The following is a 13,673-nucleotide window of genomic DNA, read 5'->3' as shown; positions in this document are numbered from 1 at the left end:
CAGCATGATCCGGGACACTCCACTGTGTACTGCGCCACGTTGCGCGCCCTCCGGTTTCGCCGTACCACACCCACCCCAAAACGGATGCGTTTTCCGGACATTGACCGACGAAAAGCCGGGCGTCCGGATGCGGTACGACGATCGGCCAGCCTACCGCGCGCGGTACGACAACAGGATCACGGGGAGGGCGGAACCGGTCACGCCGTGCGGTCCGGCATGACCCCGCTGAGCAGGAACGCGACGCTCCGCTCGGTCTCCGTCCAGGCCCGCGTGTCGAGTTCGACGGACTGGACGAGGGCGCACTCGACGCGGTAGCCGTGCTCCGTCAGGTCGCGGCCCACGCGTTCGGCCGCGTCACGGGTCATGGCGTGGGTGACGATGCGTTGGGGGCGGCGGTCGGCGACCGCGGAGACCACGGCCGCTCCCCCGCCGCCGACGCGGACGACGTCCGGTTCGGGCAGGTTCTCCAGGACGTGCGGGGCGGTGCCGCGCACGATCTGGAGGTGGACGCCGTGGCGCCGCGCGGAGGCGTCGGTGCGGGCGCACGCCTCCAGGTCGCGGTCGACGGCGATGACGGCGGCGCCGGCCCGTGCGGCGTCGGTGGCGAAGGCGCCGCTGCCGCAGCCGATGTCCCAGACGAGGTCGCCGACGCGCGGGCCGAGCCGGGCGAGTTGGGCCGCGCGCAGCAGCTCCGCCTCCCCCTCTCCCGGTGCACCGCCGTACGCCTCGGCGGGCAGGGTCCAGCCGCGCGGGCCGGTGCCGGGGTCGCGTCCGGCGATCCAGCCGCCCTCCCCGGCACCCGCCGGTCCGACGGGTCCGCCGATGACGATGACCACGTTGGGGTCGCGCCAGGTGTGGTCGGCGGCCTTGTCGGAGGTGACGACGCTGACCTGTTCGCGGTCGGTGCCGAGTTCCTCGCAAACGACGAAGGTGCGGTGGACGCCCTCCAGGAGCAGGCCCAGTTCGGCGGGCCCGGCGCCGGGGGAGGTGAGGACGGCGACCTTGGTGTGGGCGCGGCACACGTTCACCGCGCGGCGCAGGGTGCGTCGGTGTGCGACGACCACCTGGGAGTCGTCCCAGGGCATGCCGGCGCGGGCGAAGGCGGCGGCGACGGAGGAGACGGCGGGGACGACCTCGACCTCGAGTCCGAACTCGGGGTCGCGCAGGGTGCGTACGACGCCGAAGAAGCCCGGGTCGCCGTCGGCGAGGACGACCGCGGTGCCGCGGTGGCCGGTGATGCGCCGGGCGGCGAGGGCGACGCTGCCGAGGCGGATGCGTTCGGCGGCGGGTGGCACCTCGGGCAGCGCCAGGTGGTGGGCGGCGCCGGCCACCAGTGTGGCGGCACCCAGAGCGGAGCGGGCCGCGGCGGTCAGCGGCGAGCCGTCCCAGCCGATCACCGTGACGCGGTCGGCCATCGTCGTCAGTCTCCCGGGGGGTTCACGCAGGCAGCGGGCTCCGTGAGGGTACCTGGTCGTGCGGCCGCGGCAGTGGCGCCGCCCCGCCAGGAGGTCAGTTCCAGTCGGTGTACGACGTGAAGCCGCCGCTCTCGGCGAGTTGCTCCCCGGCGCCCTCCAGGTCCTCCGGGAGCAGGCTCCAGACGATGAAGTCGGTGCGCACCTCGGTCCAGGTGCCGTCCTCGGCGCGGGCGCGGGCTATACAGGCGTTGCGCAGGACGCCCTCGCTGATGCAGCCGATCTTCTGGGCGACCTGCTGGGAGGCGGTGTTGTCGGCGGCCGTGCGCAGCTCGATGCGCTCGAACTTCTGGTCGCTGAACAGCCATTGGGCGGTGGCCAGCGCCGCTTCGGAGGCGTAGCCCTCACCGCGCGCCCAGGGGGCGATGATGTACGACAGCTCGGAGGAGCGAACGTGCCAGTTGGTCTTGCCGAGTTGGATGACGCCGACGAGCCGCTGGGTGAGGAACTCGGTGACGGCGAGGTCGAGGCCGCGGCCGGCGGCGCGTTCGGTGGGGGCGTACTCGGTGATCCAGCCGCGGGCGCCCTCCTCGGTGAAGGGCTGGGGGACGGATGTCCAGGCGGCGACCTGCTCGTCGTTCATCATCTCGGCCAGGGCGGGCACGTCGTCCTCGTCGAGGGGACGCAGCACCAACCGCTCCGTGCTGATGGAGATGGTGGGGAAGGTGCTCGTCATGCGCCGCTCCGTAATTCGAAACCTCTGGGGCTGCTGAACTGCCCAGCATGCAGCATGAAAGCACCGGACTGCACCACGGGGTCGACTCCGGGTGACGGAGCGACCCCGTGGCGACGCGGGCGGGCCGGCCGGAGGCGACCGGCCGGACGCAGCCGGCGTACTCGTCCTCGACGAACGTCCTCACCTCGGCGGAGGTGAGAGGCTCCGCGAGCTTCCGCACGCACCGGTCGTCCTGGTGCGGCGCCCGGCCGGGAGGAGGTCGGCGTAGGGGTCGCCGCCCTGCGCCGACTCCCCCGCTCGATGCAGGTCAGGGCCTCGCCGGCCGGGACGGCTGGGGCCGTGGAGCCGGCGCCTCAGAAGGAGGCGATGACGGAGCCGGCGTACTTGTCCTGGATGAACTTCTTCACCTCGGCGGAGGTGAGGAGCTTCGCGAGCTTGCGCACCCGCGGGTCGTCCTCGTGGCCTTCCTTGACGGCGAGGAAGTTGCCGTACGGGTTGTCCTTGGCGGACTCCAGGACGAGGGCGTCCTCGGCGGGCTTGAGGTCCGCTTCGATGGCGTAGTTGCCGTTGACGACGGCGGCGTCCACGTCGTTCAGGGAGCGCGGGGTCTGGGCCGCCTCCAACTCCTTGAACTTGAGGTTCCTGGGGTTCTGGGTGATGTCGGCGGGGGTCGCCGAGGCGCCCGCGCCGTCCTTGAGGGTGATGAGGCCGTTCGCGGCGAGCAGCTTCAGGGCGCGCGCCTCGTTGACGGTGTCGTTGGGGACGGCGACCGTCGCACCGCTCTTCAGGGCGTCGACGCTCTTGACCTTGTCGGAGTAGAGGCCGAGCGGCTCCAGGTGGACCGTGACGACGGGCACGATGTGGGTGCCGTTCTTCTTGTTGAAGTCGTCGAGGTACGGCTGGTTCTGGAAGTAGTTGGCGCCCACCGAGCCGTCCTCCGTCGCCGTGTTCGGCGTGACGTAGTCGGTGAACTCCCTGACCTCGAGGTCGAGGCCCGCCTTCTTCGCCAGGTTGTCCTTGACGTAGGTGAGGATCTCGGCGTGCGGGGTGGGGCTGGCGGCGACGATCAGCGGGCCGCTGGTGTCGGAGGCGGAGCCCCCCGAGCCGCACGCGGTGAGCCCGAGGGTGAGGGCTCCGGTGGCGAGGACGGCGGTGGTGATCTTGGCGGTGTTACGCACGAAAAGTGCCTTTCCTGAGGTGGTGCGACCCCGCTGGGGGTGTGCGGGGAGTCTTGAGGAGGGGGGTGCGGTATGTGCGGGGGGAGCGCCGCGGGCAGGGCGCGCCTGGGACACGGCGCGTCTCACGCGTGGGTGCCCGAGATCCCCGCGACGCCCGGGTGGGGGCTCAGGCGACCTTGCCGACGTCCGCGGCGGCGGGCTCCTTGGCCTTCAGCAGCCGCAGCCTGGGCGCGGGGCCCGAACTGCCGCCGCGGCGGTGCAGGGAGCGGGCCGCGACGTCGCCCGCGAACTGGATGAGCGAGATGACGACGGCGAGGATCGCGACGGTGATCCACATCAGCTCGGTCTCGAAACGCTGGTAGCCGTAGCGGATGGCGATGTCGCCGAGGCCGCCGGCGCCGACCGTGCCGGCCATCGCGGAGTAGCCGATGAGGGCGACGATCGTGGTGGTGGTGCTGGCGATCAGCGACGGCAGGGCCTCCGGTACGAGGACCTTGCGGACGATCGTCCAGGTGTTGCCGCCCATCGACTGCACGGCCTCGACCAGTCCGCCGTCCACCTCGCGGACAGCCGTCTCGACGAGACGGGCGAAGAAGGGGATGGCACCGATGGCGAGCGGCACGATGGCCGCCTCCCGGCCGATGGTCGTCCCGGTGATGGAGCGGGTGAAGCCCATCAGGGCGACCATCAGGATGATGAACGGCATCGAGCGGGCGACGTTCACCACCTGCCCGATCACCTTGTTGGCGACGACGTTCTGCAGCAGCCCGCCGCGGTCGGTCAGGACGAGCAGGACGCCGAGCGGAAGACCGCCGACGACGGCGATGAGCGTGGACCAGCCCACCATGTAGAGGGTGTCCCAACACGCCTGCTCCAGCAGGGGCTGCATCTCGGACCAGGTCACCGGGCACCTTCCTTCACGAACAGGGGCTCGTTCACGACGTCGATCTGCAGGCCCTGTTCGCGCAGGAAGCCGATGGGCACCACGTTGTCCTCGTAGCGGCCGGGCAGTTCGATGCGCATCCGGCCGACCTGGAGGCCGCCGACGGTGTCGATGGCGGCGCCGAGGATCGATATGTCGATGTTGTAGGTGCGCGACAGCCGGGAGATCACCGGCCGGGTCGCGGCCTCGCCGTGGAAGGTGACGTCGACGACGGTGCGGTCGTCGCCGTCGGCCTCGCCGCCGACCGGGAAGAGCGCGGCGGCGAGCTGCGAGCCGGGGGTCGCGAGCAGTTCGCTGACGGTGCCGGACTCGACGACGCGGCCCCGCTCCATGAGCGCGGCGGAGTCGCAGATCGACTTCACCACGTCCATCTCGTGGGTGATGAGCAGGACGGTCAGGCCCAGTTGCCGGTTGAGGTCGCGCAGCAGGCTCAGGATCGAGCGGGTGGTCTCCGGGTCGAGGGCGCTGGTGGCCTCGTCGGAGAGGAGCACCTTGGGGTCGCCGGCGAGGGCACGGGCGATGCCGACGCGTTGCTTCTGGCCCCCGGAGAGCTGGGCGGGGTAGGCCTTGGCCTGGTCGGCGAGGCCGACGAGGTCGAGGAGTTCCAGCGCCTTGCGGGAACGTTCCCTCCCCGACGTGCCGAGGATCTCCAGGGGCAGCTCGACGTTGTCCTGGACGGTCCGGGAGGACAGCAGGTTGAAGTGCTGGAAGACCATGCCGATACGGCTGCGCGCCCGGCGGAGCTCCCGTCCCGCGCGGGGTCCGCGCCCGGCGAGGGCGGTGAGGTCCTGTCCGGCGACGGTGACCGTGCCGGCGGTGGGACGTTCGAGGAGGTTGACGCAGCGGATCAGTGAGGACTTGCCGGCGCCGGACTGGCCGATGACGCCGTAGACCTCGCCTTCGCGGACGTGGAGGTCGACGCCGTCCAGGGCGGTGACCTCACGGCCGCGGGAGCGGTAGACCTTGGTGAGTCCCGATGTGGTGATCACAGGGTTTCCGTCACTGTCGAGTGCGCGGGCGTGGGTGTGCCCGGGCACGGGTGCATTCGTTCAGGGACGCGACACGGTTCTCGCTGTGGCGCTGAACCGGGAGACCATGTGCGCGGGGGCGGCGATGTGTCGCGTACGGCTCACGGCGTACGGACATGCCACGGCGTCTCGCTTCGGGGCGCGAGCTCGGGGGTGGTGCAGGGGCCCTCTAGAAGGCGCACATTCGACACATACAACGAGCACCGGGCGTCATGGTCGCCTCGGTCGCAAGGGTGCGGCTGCTCGTCGTGGTCATGCGATCAGTAAAGCAGACGTACGGTCCTGACAAAGCCGCGCCGTCCGCATGCTGGACAGACGTGGACAGTGTCGGGGCGCGTCCGGCGGGCGCCCCGGCCGACCGGTGACCAGCGGGAACGCGGAGGGCAGGGGCGCGCCGACCGGTCGCCGTCGCGTTCGCGGTCCGGCGGGCTGTGGCCGATGCCACGGCGGTCCGGGCGGCCGCGGGCCCGGCGCGCGAGGGCGCCGGGCCCGGGCGCGGCAGCCCCATTACGCCGTAATAGGGTCGCAGCATGCTTGATGTCCTGACGCTGGTGACCGGTGTCGCCGCGCTGCTGCTCGCCGCGTGGTGCGGCTGGGCGGCCTACCGTGACCAGCCGACGAAGGACTGGCACTTCATCGGGATGGCCGTGGTGTCGGTGCTGGCGCTGGCGCAGCTGGCCGTCGGGATCGTGCAGCTGGCGCGGGGCGAGAAGCCGGCGCAGGGGACGACGATCTTCGTGGCGTATCTGCTGGGGGCGTTCGCGTGCGTCCCGGCGGCCGGGTTCATGTCACTGGCCGAGCGGACACGGTGGGGGTCGGTGACGGTCGCCGCGGGCGGTGTCGTGCTCGCCGTCCTCGAAGTGCGGCTCTTCGACATCTGGGGAGGCTGAGATGACCGCCGCGGAAGGGAGGCCGGCGCGCCTGATCAGCGGGCCGGGCATGCTGCTGGTCTGGTTCTACGGCGTGATGGTGGTCGGGGCCGTGTCGCGGTCCGTGTACCAGATCGCCACGGAGTTCGACCGGGCGCCGCTGGCGTACGCGCTGTCGGCGGTGGCCGGTGTGGTGTACGGGTTCATCACGTACTCGCTGGTGCGCGGAGGCGAGACCGCGCGGAGGGCGGCACAGGTGTGCTGTGCCGCCGAGCTCGCGGGCGTGCTGGTCGTCGGTACGTGGACCCTGGTGGAGCCGTCGGCCTTCCCCGACTCGACCGTGTGGTCGGACTACGGGGTGGGGTACGTGTTCATCCCGGTACTGCTGCCGTTGTCGGCGCTCTACTGGCTGCGCAGGTCCCGGTCCGTCACGCCGTAGCCGCGTACGTGCCCGCCGCCTTCTCCAGGACGATCATCGGTACGCCGTCCGTGCCCTGGGCGGTGCCGACCGTCTCGTAGCCCACGCGGCGGTAGAGGCGCAGGTTGCCCTCGCTGCGGTGGCCGGTGTGGAGGCGGAACCTGGTGGCGCCGCGCTCCTCGGCGAGGGCGGCCTCGGCGGCGCGCAGGAGGCGGGCGCCGATGCCGTGGCCCTGGAGGCGGGGGTGGACGCAGAGCTTGCCGATGGAGGCCGCGCCGTCCTCGGTGACCGAGCCGCGGACCGAGCCGACGACCTCCTCGCCGAGCCGGGCCACGAAGACGCAGTCCGTGGCCAGTTCCTGACGGACCGATTCGAGGCTCTGGACGAGCGGGTCGATGCGGTAGTTGCCGTACAGCGCGGCCTCGCTCTGGAAGCACAGGTACTGCAGCCTGAAGATCTGCTCGGCATCGTGCTCGGTCGCCACCGAGATGGTCACGCTCATGCCCATGTGCGCACGCCTCCCGCTCACCTGATCGCCTGTGGTCCTTCACTCCTATCCCCGCACTTCGCGCGTCGCAACCTCCGGTACGAGCAGACGTCGCAGACATCCCAGACATCTGGAACGTTCCGGTCCGAGACTTCCCTGTGAGATACCCAACTCCCGCGCGATCTCCCGGTACGTGAGGTCCTCGGGCGACAGCAGGGCCTGGAGGAGACGGGGGCAGCGGCCGGGCAGACGGTGCACCGCTTCGCGCAGGGCGCGGCGGCGGGCGGCGGCCAGGGCGAGTTGTTCGGGGCCGCGTTCGCCGTCGTCGGCGGGGTCGGTGTCGTACGGCCGTTCCCGGCGGGCGGTACGGCGGGTGCGGCGGGACTCGGCGCGGACGGCGCGGCGCAGCCAGCCCTGGGGGTCGGGGGGCGGGGTGTCGGCGGCGAGGTGTTCGAGGAGGCGGAGCCAGACCGCCTGTTCGAGGTCGGCGGGCTCGGTGCCGGTGGCGTGCGCCTCGGCGGCGGCCTCGGCCGCGAGCAGGGGGCGCAGGGCGGTGAGCGTGTCGAGCCCGCCGGGGGGCCGGTCCGGGGTCGTCGCGGGAGTGTCGTGAGGTGCGGGAGGCGGGGCGGGCGGTGCCGTGGGGGTGTGGTGCGTCGTGGTGAGCGGGGCGGGTGGTGCCGTGGGCGGGGCGGGGTTCATGTGCGGCACGACGCGGCCGGCCGGGCGGGGGTTGCCCGGACGGCCGGTCGGTCACCCCAACGGGTCCGTCAGCCGTTGACGAAGTCCTCGCGGGCCAGCAGGCCGGTGTCGGGCTGGTCGGTGAACACGCCGTCGATCCCGGTGGCGAAGTAGGCGCGGTAGGCGCCGAACACGTCGCCGTAGGCGTCCGCGTCGGTGCCCCTGCGGAAGTTCGCGGGCAGGAAGGGGTTCTCGTTGCGCAGGGTCCAGGGGTGCAGGACCAGGCCGACCGCGTGGGCGTCGTTCACCAGGGTGGTCGGTGTGGTGAGGTTGCCGTTCGCGTCCTTCGGGATGACCAGGTCGAGGGTGGGGCCGATGCCCTGGGCGTACCCGGCGATCTCGCGCAGCCCCTTGCGGGTGACGAGGTCGGCGACGGTGCGCGGGTCGCCCGTCTCGACGAAGTCGAAGGGGCGGGTGGTGGGGCCGGCGAGGAGGACGACGAGGGGGTTGTCGACCAGCTCGTTCAGCCGCTGGATGCTGGTCGGTTCGAAGGACTGCAGGATGACCGGCGCGTTCTTGCCGTCCTTGCCGTGCTTGCGCAGCACCTTGGCGACCCGCTCCTCCAGACCGAGGCCCAGCCTGCGGAAGTAGGTGGGGTGCTTGAGCTCGGGGTAGATCCAGACCTGCTTGCCGCGTGTGCGGGTCTGCGCGTCCTGCCACCTGAGGACCTCTTCGAAGGTGGGGATCTCCCAGCGGCCGTCGTAGAGGGTGTTGTGCGGACGGTTGGCAGGGATGCGCTCGGTGGCGCGCAGGGTCTTCAGTTCCGCGAGCGTGAAGTCCTCGGTGAACCAGCCGGTGGTGGAGACGCCGTCGAGGAGTTTCGTCGTCCTGCGGGCGGCGAACTCGGGGTGGTCGGCGACGTCCGTCGTCCCGCCGATCTCCGGCTCGTGACGGCAGACGAGGTGACCGTCCCGGGTGGGGACGAGGTCCCCGGCCTCGACGATGTCGGCGCCCAGGTCGAGGGCGAGCTGATAGGCGCCGAAGGTGTGTTCGGGACGGTGTCCGCTGGCGCCGCGGTGACCGATGATCGTCGGCACGGGCAGGCCCTTCAGGCCCCTGCCGCCGTGCCGCGCCTCGGCGGCACCCGCGGCGGTGGCCGTCCCCAGGGTCGATCCGGCGGCACCGAGTGCGGCGGCCGCGCCGAGGAACGCCCGCCGTCCGGTTCCGCTCGCCCGGCTGCCCGACCGCTGCGACTCCTGCATACCCATGAGGCCTCCTGCCACTCGGCTCGTCCCGTGCGGGCCGATCGTAGGGGCGTGGACATGACCGGAGGGAGGCCTCGGTTCGAACACCCGGGTGACGGCGGATGGCTGGTGGGCACCCGCCATGTGACGACTCGTCGGGTCCACGGTGGGGGATTCGGTGACGCGGGCCGGGGTAGCCGGTCCCCGACGGCCGTGTCGTACCGGCCGAGCGGGGTGGGCGGGGACGTCCGCGTCCGCGAGGTCGCGCACCGCGGTGACGTACCGGCAGGCGTGGGGTGCGTCATACCGTTGCACCCGGGTGACGGACACGCGACGGATCACCCGTCCAGGTAAACGTACGTCAACACTGCGTAAGGCGTCGGTGAACCCGATGTGCGCCACCCCGGGCGCCGCGAGTATCGTCCTCACCTGCACAGACTCATACCGTTTTCCCTTGACATCGGAGGGCTCGTTGTCCCGCTTCGCGCTCATCAAGGCAGTGCTCGGACCGGTCATGCGCCTGATGTTCCGCCCCCGGGTCGAAGGCGTGGAGCACATCCCGGGCGAAGGCCCGGTCATCCTGGCCGGCAACCACCTCACCTTCATCGACTCGATGATCCTCCCGCTGGTGTGCGACCGGCAGGTCTTCTTCATCGGCAAGGACGAGTACGTCACCGGCAAGGGGGTCAAGGGCCGGCTGATGGCCTGGTTCTTCACCGGCGTCGGCATGATCCCGGTCGACCGCGACGGCGGCAAGGGCGGAGTCGCCGCCCTGATGACGGGCCGGCGGATCCTGGAGGAGGGCAGGGTCTTCGGGATCTACCCCGAGGGCACCCGCTCCCCCGACGGCCGGCTGTACCGGGGTCGTACGGGTATCGCCCGGCTGACCCTGATGACCGGCGCGCCGGTGGTGCCGTTCGCGATGATCGGCACGGACAAGATCCAGCCGGGCGGGTCGGGCATGCCGCGCCCCTCCCGGGTGACCGTGCGGTTCGGCGAGGCGATGGAGTTCTCCCGCTACGACGGCATGGACCGGGACCGCTACGTGCTGCGGGCGGTGACGGACTCGGTGATGACCGAGGTCATGCGGCTGTCCGGGCAGGAGTACGTGGACATGTACGCCACGAAGGCCAAGGCGGCGTAGCGTCTTCGGCGGTTCGGCCGTAGCCGCGGCGCGGCCCCGGCGCGGTGTCGCGCGCGGGTCACCGCGCCGCCGGGGACGCTCCGCTCACCCGGAACTCTCCAGGCGCTGGTTCCGCAGCAGGAACCACGCCGCCACCGCGGTCGCGAGCAGGACCACCGCGCCCGCGCCGGCCGCGAGGCTCAGGCCGTCCACGAAGGCCTCGCGGGCCGAGGCCAGCAACTCCCGGGCCGTCGGCGCCGGCAGACGGCCCGCCGCCTCCACGGCTCCGCCCAGCGACTCGTGGGCGCCCTCCGGGGTGCCGGCCGGCCCGGTGAAGTTCCGGTACACGCCCGTCACGATCGAGCCCAGCACGGCGATGCCGAGAGCCGCGCCCAGTTCGTACGCGGTCTCCGAGACCGCCGAGGCCGCGCCCGCCTGCTCCTTGGGGACGGACGACAGGATCACGTCGGCCGTCACCGTGAAGGAGAAGCCGGCGCCCACGCCCACCACGAGCAGCGCCGTGCCCAGCAGCGGGTAGCCGGTGGTCTCGTCGACCACGGTGAGCGCGGCCAGCGCCAGGCCGATCGCCGCCAGGCCGCCGGAGACGACGACGCGGACCGAGAATCGCCGGGCCGCGCGGCCCGCGATCAGACCGGCCGCCACCGCGCCGATCGCGGCGGGGAGTTCGGCGAGGCCCGCCTCGAGGGGGCGCCGTCCCTGAACGAGTTGCAGGTACTGGGAGAGGAAGAAGACCAGTCCGGACAGGCCGAGGATGGTCAGCAGGTCGGCGAGGACGGCGCCGCTGAAGCCGCGGTTGCGGAACAGGCGCATGTCCAGCAGCGGGGACGGGAGGGCCAGCTGACGGCGCACGAAGCCGTACAGCGCGGCGGCGCCCAGCAGGCCCGCGGCGAGCGTGGCCCGGGTGAGGCCGTGGGTCGCGGCCTCCTTGACCGCGTACACGACGCCGATCATGCCGACGAGTGACAGGACGACGCTGGTGAGGTCCCAGGGGCCGGGGTTCGGGTCGCGGGACTCGGGCAGCGTCCTGGCGCCGACCACGACCAGGACGGCCATGACCGGCAGGTTGATGAGGAAGACCGAGCCCCACCAGAAGTGTTCGAGCAGGAAGCCGCCGACGATCGGGCCGACGGCCGTGCCGGCGGAGGCGGTGGCGCCCCAGATGCCGATGGCGAGGCTGCGCTCGCGCGGGTCGTGGAAGAGGTTGCGGATCAGGGCGAGGGTGGCGGGCATCAGGGTCGCGCCGGCGACACCGAGGAGCGCGCGGGCCAGGATCATCGTCTCGGGCGTCCGGGCGTAGGCGTTCAGGACGGATATCGCGCCGAACGCCGTCGCGCCGGCGAGCAGGATCCGCTTGCGGCCCACGCGGTCGCCGAGGCTGCCCATGGACACCAGCAGTCCGGCGATGACGAAGGAGTAGACGTCGCCGATCCACAGGAGTTGGGTGCCGGAGGGCTGGAGGTCCTCGCTGAGGTAGGGGGTGGCGAGACCGAGGACGGTCGCGTCGACGGCCACCAGCAGCACGGCGAGCACGAGGACGGCGAGCGCGAGCCATCGGCCGGGGCGCTTCACCGCCTCCGTCGTGTTCTCCGGCTGCAGGGCGCTGGTCATGGTTCCTCTCTCCGTAGTGCGCCGCCGAGCAGCAGCTCGACGATCATGTGGGTGAAGTCCTGGCGGGCGACCCGGCCGTCCTGCATCGCCCAGGCGTACGAGGCGATCAGTCCGTAGAGCGCCTCGGTGAGCCAGACCGGGCTGAGGTCGATACGGAACTCGCCGGCCTGCTGGCCGCGCACGAACACCGCGCCGATGCGGGTGTCGAGCCGCAGCCAGCCGTCGTCCGTGCCGCCCTCCCAGAGCTGGTTCTCGCCGTAGAGGAAGGCGAGCAGCCCGGCGGCGGGCTGGATCTCGCGCACGAGTCTGCGCACGGCCTCGGTCGCGGAGCCCTCGTCCAGCCGGGCGGCGTCCAGCGCGGCCTCGCACTCGGCGATGCCCAGCGCCTCCAGGGCCCGTACGAGCGCGTCGCGCCCGGCGAAGTGCCGGTGCAGGGTGGCCCGGCTGATCCCGGCGGCCTTGGCGACCTCGTCCATGGTCGCGGTGGAGTTGCGGGTCAGCAGTGCGGCGGCAGCGCGCAGCACCTGGTCACGATCGACAGCCATGAGACAAGGATAGCCCATGTGAGACAAAGGTAGCCCATGTGAGACATAGGCGTCTCACATCGGGCATGAATGTCTCACGAGCAGGGCGGTCCGGTGAGCTGTTCCGTTCGGAGCCTCAGTGCCAGGGCAGCTGTCCCCGCCGCTCCCAATAGATGTGCGGCTCCTCCGTGAGCGCGGCGAGCCGGGCGGCCTGGTCCTCGTCGAGGTCGACGACGGTGGCGTGCAGGTTGGAGGCGAGCTGGGCGGTGGTGGCGGCACCCGAGAGGACGACGCCCGCCCAGGGCTGCCGCAGGACGAGCGCGAGGGCGACCGCGTCGCAGCCGAGGGAGGTCTCGGCCGCCACGGCCTTCAGGGCGTCCGGTGCGTGGGGCTCGGCGAGCCGGCCGTTCGCCATGCCCTCCTTGACGATCACCGTCAGTCCTGCCTCGTGGGCCTCGGCGAGCGCGGGCGCGGCCGAGGTCTCCAGGGCGTTGTAGGTGGACTGGACGGTACGGAAGAGGGGGACGCCGTCGACCTCGACGGCGAGCGCGGCGCGGATGGCGTCGGCCTGCGCCGGGCCGCTGGTGGAGAAGCCGATGGTGAGCCCCTGGGCGGCGGCCTCCGCCAGCCTGGTGTGGAGTTCCTTGTCGGAGAGGGCCGGACTGTCCGGGGTCACCGAGTGGATCTGGTAGAGGTCGAGCCGGTCGCCGAGCAGCTCGGCGGTCTCGGCGCGCTGACGCTCGTAGGTGGCCAGGCCGTGGTCCTTGACCTCGTGCCGCTCGGCGTCGGTGGTCCAGTCGGCGGTGTAGGTGTAGCCCCACTTGCTGCCGACGACGACGTCGTCGGCCTCGGGGTGGGCGCGCAGCCAGTCGGCGAGGAACTCCTCGGAGCGGCCGTAGGAGCGGGCGGCGTCCAGGTAGCGGACGCCCTGGGCGTAGGCGGCGTCCAGGAGTTCGTGGGTGCGGGCCCGCAGCGCTTCCGCGCTGCGGTCCTCTCCCAGGTCGCGGTCGCGGCCGCGGGTGATGTAGCCGGGGCGGCCGACGGCGGCGAGACCCAGTCCGAGGTGGCAGGTCGCGGTCGTCGCTGAGGCGAGGCGGGCGAAGGGCATCGCGGGCTCCGTTCGGTCGGCTCCGGTACGGCTTCGGACCAACCTAACCGGTGCGCTCCGCCGGGGCGGGCGGCCGCCATGAGTGTCGGGGTCTGCGGTGCGTGGCGGGTGCGGTGCGGTTGCGTGGCGGGTGCGGTGGGTGGCGGGGGCCCTGCGGTGCATGGCGGGTGCGGTGGGTGGCGGGAGCCCTGCGGTGCATGGCCGGTGCGGGTGCGTTGTGGCTTTGTCGCGCAGTTCCCCGCGCCCCTGAACGACCCGCGTCCGCAAAGGCCCCCACACACACGAACCTCGCCGCC

At 72.1% G+C, this 13,673-nt stretch carries 14 protein-coding genes; 3 read left to right on the top strand and 11 right to left on the bottom strand.

The features are described 5' to 3' along the window. Nucleotides 1-197 precede the first annotated feature (197 nt). The 5 genes from cbiE to ACZ4YY_RS24955 all read right to left on the bottom strand — a co-directional run bounded on the left by cbiE (nucleotide 198) and on the right by ACZ4YY_RS24955 (nucleotide 5,258). Complete coding sequence (cbiE, locus tag ACZ4YY_RS24975) at nucleotides 198-1,415, bottom strand: precorrin-6y C5,15-methyltransferase (decarboxylating) subunit CbiE (RefSeq protein ID WP_468294216.1); 1,218 nt, start codon at nucleotides 1,413-1,415, stop codon at nucleotides 198-200. Between the two features lie 94 nt (nucleotides 1,416-1,509). Beyond that, entirely contained in the window at nucleotides 1,510-2,148 is a 639-nt protein-coding gene (locus ACZ4YY_RS24970) for a GNAT family N-acetyltransferase (RefSeq protein ID WP_468294214.1), read from the bottom strand. 353 nt (nucleotides 2,149-2,501) lie between these two features. Next, a complete protein-coding gene (locus tag ACZ4YY_RS24965; RefSeq protein ID WP_468294211.1) occupies nucleotides 2,502-3,326 on the bottom strand; it encodes a MetQ/NlpA family ABC transporter substrate-binding protein in 825 nt (274 codons plus the stop codon). A gap of 166 nt (nucleotides 3,327-3,492) precedes the next feature. Beyond that, a complete protein-coding gene (locus ACZ4YY_RS24960; RefSeq protein WP_468294208.1) occupies nucleotides 3,493-4,230 on the bottom strand; it encodes a methionine ABC transporter permease in 738 nt (245 codons plus the stop codon). Then, the gene (locus ACZ4YY_RS24955; protein ID WP_468294206.1) at nucleotides 4,227-5,258 is read right to left on the bottom strand and encodes a methionine ABC transporter ATP-binding protein; all 1,032 of its coding nucleotides are present in this window, start codon (nucleotides 5,256-5,258) and stop codon (nucleotides 4,227-4,229) included. Before ACZ4YY_RS24955 ends, ACZ4YY_RS24960 begins: the two co-directional genes overlap by 4 nt. A gap of 569 nt (nucleotides 5,259-5,827) precedes the next feature. On the opposite strand from ACZ4YY_RS24955, the gene ACZ4YY_RS24950 reads away from it, so the two are divergent. Together ACZ4YY_RS24950 and ACZ4YY_RS24945 are read left to right on the top strand one after the other, a co-directional pair. Beyond that, entirely contained in the window at nucleotides 5,828-6,187 is a 360-nt protein-coding gene (locus tag ACZ4YY_RS24950) for a hypothetical protein (RefSeq protein WP_468294203.1), read from the top strand. A gap of 1 nt (nucleotide 6,188) precedes the next feature. Continuing rightward, complete coding sequence (locus ACZ4YY_RS24945; protein WP_468294200.1) at nucleotides 6,189-6,605, top strand: hypothetical protein; 417 nt, start codon at nucleotides 6,189-6,191, stop codon at nucleotides 6,603-6,605. Here ACZ4YY_RS24945 and ACZ4YY_RS24940 read toward each other — a convergent pair. From ACZ4YY_RS24940 to ACZ4YY_RS24930, 3 genes are all read right to left on the bottom strand, one after another. After that, nucleotides 6,595-7,092, bottom strand: a complete 498-nt coding sequence (locus ACZ4YY_RS24940) for a GNAT family N-acetyltransferase (protein WP_468294197.1) — start codon at nucleotides 7,090-7,092, stop codon at nucleotides 6,595-6,597. The two genes, ACZ4YY_RS24945 and ACZ4YY_RS24940, sit on opposite strands and share 11 nt — an antisense overlap. A 45-nt stretch (nucleotides 7,093-7,137) precedes the next feature. Continuing rightward, a complete protein-coding gene (locus ACZ4YY_RS24935) occupies nucleotides 7,138-7,620 on the bottom strand; it encodes an RNA polymerase sigma factor (RefSeq protein WP_468294335.1) in 483 nt (160 codons plus the stop codon). Between the two features lie 218 nt (nucleotides 7,621-7,838). After that, entirely contained in the window at nucleotides 7,839-9,017 is a 1,179-nt protein-coding gene (locus ACZ4YY_RS24930; protein WP_468294194.1) for a glycerophosphodiester phosphodiesterase, read from the bottom strand. A gap of 448 nt (nucleotides 9,018-9,465) precedes the next feature. Between ACZ4YY_RS24930 and ACZ4YY_RS24925 the strand changes: the two genes are divergently transcribed. Further along, a complete protein-coding gene (locus ACZ4YY_RS24925; RefSeq protein WP_468294332.1) occupies nucleotides 9,466-10,137 on the top strand; it encodes a lysophospholipid acyltransferase family protein in 672 nt (223 codons plus the stop codon). 84 nt (nucleotides 10,138-10,221) lie between these two features. Here the strand turns inward: ACZ4YY_RS24925 and ACZ4YY_RS24920 are convergent, their stop codons facing one another. The 3 genes from ACZ4YY_RS24920 to ACZ4YY_RS24910 all read right to left on the bottom strand — a co-directional run bounded on the left by ACZ4YY_RS24920 (nucleotide 10,222) and on the right by ACZ4YY_RS24910 (nucleotide 13,377). Continuing rightward, complete coding sequence (locus ACZ4YY_RS24920; protein ID WP_468294191.1) at nucleotides 10,222-11,745, bottom strand: MFS transporter; 1,524 nt, start codon at nucleotides 11,743-11,745, stop codon at nucleotides 10,222-10,224. Next, nucleotides 11,742-12,290: a TetR/AcrR family transcriptional regulator gene (locus tag ACZ4YY_RS24915; RefSeq protein ID WP_468294188.1), complete on the bottom strand. Its 549-nt coding sequence runs from the start codon at nucleotides 12,288-12,290 to the stop codon at nucleotides 11,742-11,744. The genes ACZ4YY_RS24920 and ACZ4YY_RS24915 overlap by 4 nt, the downstream gene beginning before the upstream one ends. Before the next feature lie 115 nt (nucleotides 12,291-12,405). Continuing rightward, entirely contained in the window at nucleotides 12,406-13,377 is a 972-nt protein-coding gene (locus tag ACZ4YY_RS24910; protein WP_468294186.1) for an aldo/keto reductase, read from the bottom strand. Nucleotides 13,378-13,673: the final 296 nt, after the last annotated feature.

This window comes from Streptomyces sp. NPDC030143 (genome assembly GCF_055573695.1).
Note: the sequence above shows the minus strand (reverse complement) of the source record. Positions and strands in the feature narration are given on the sequence as shown.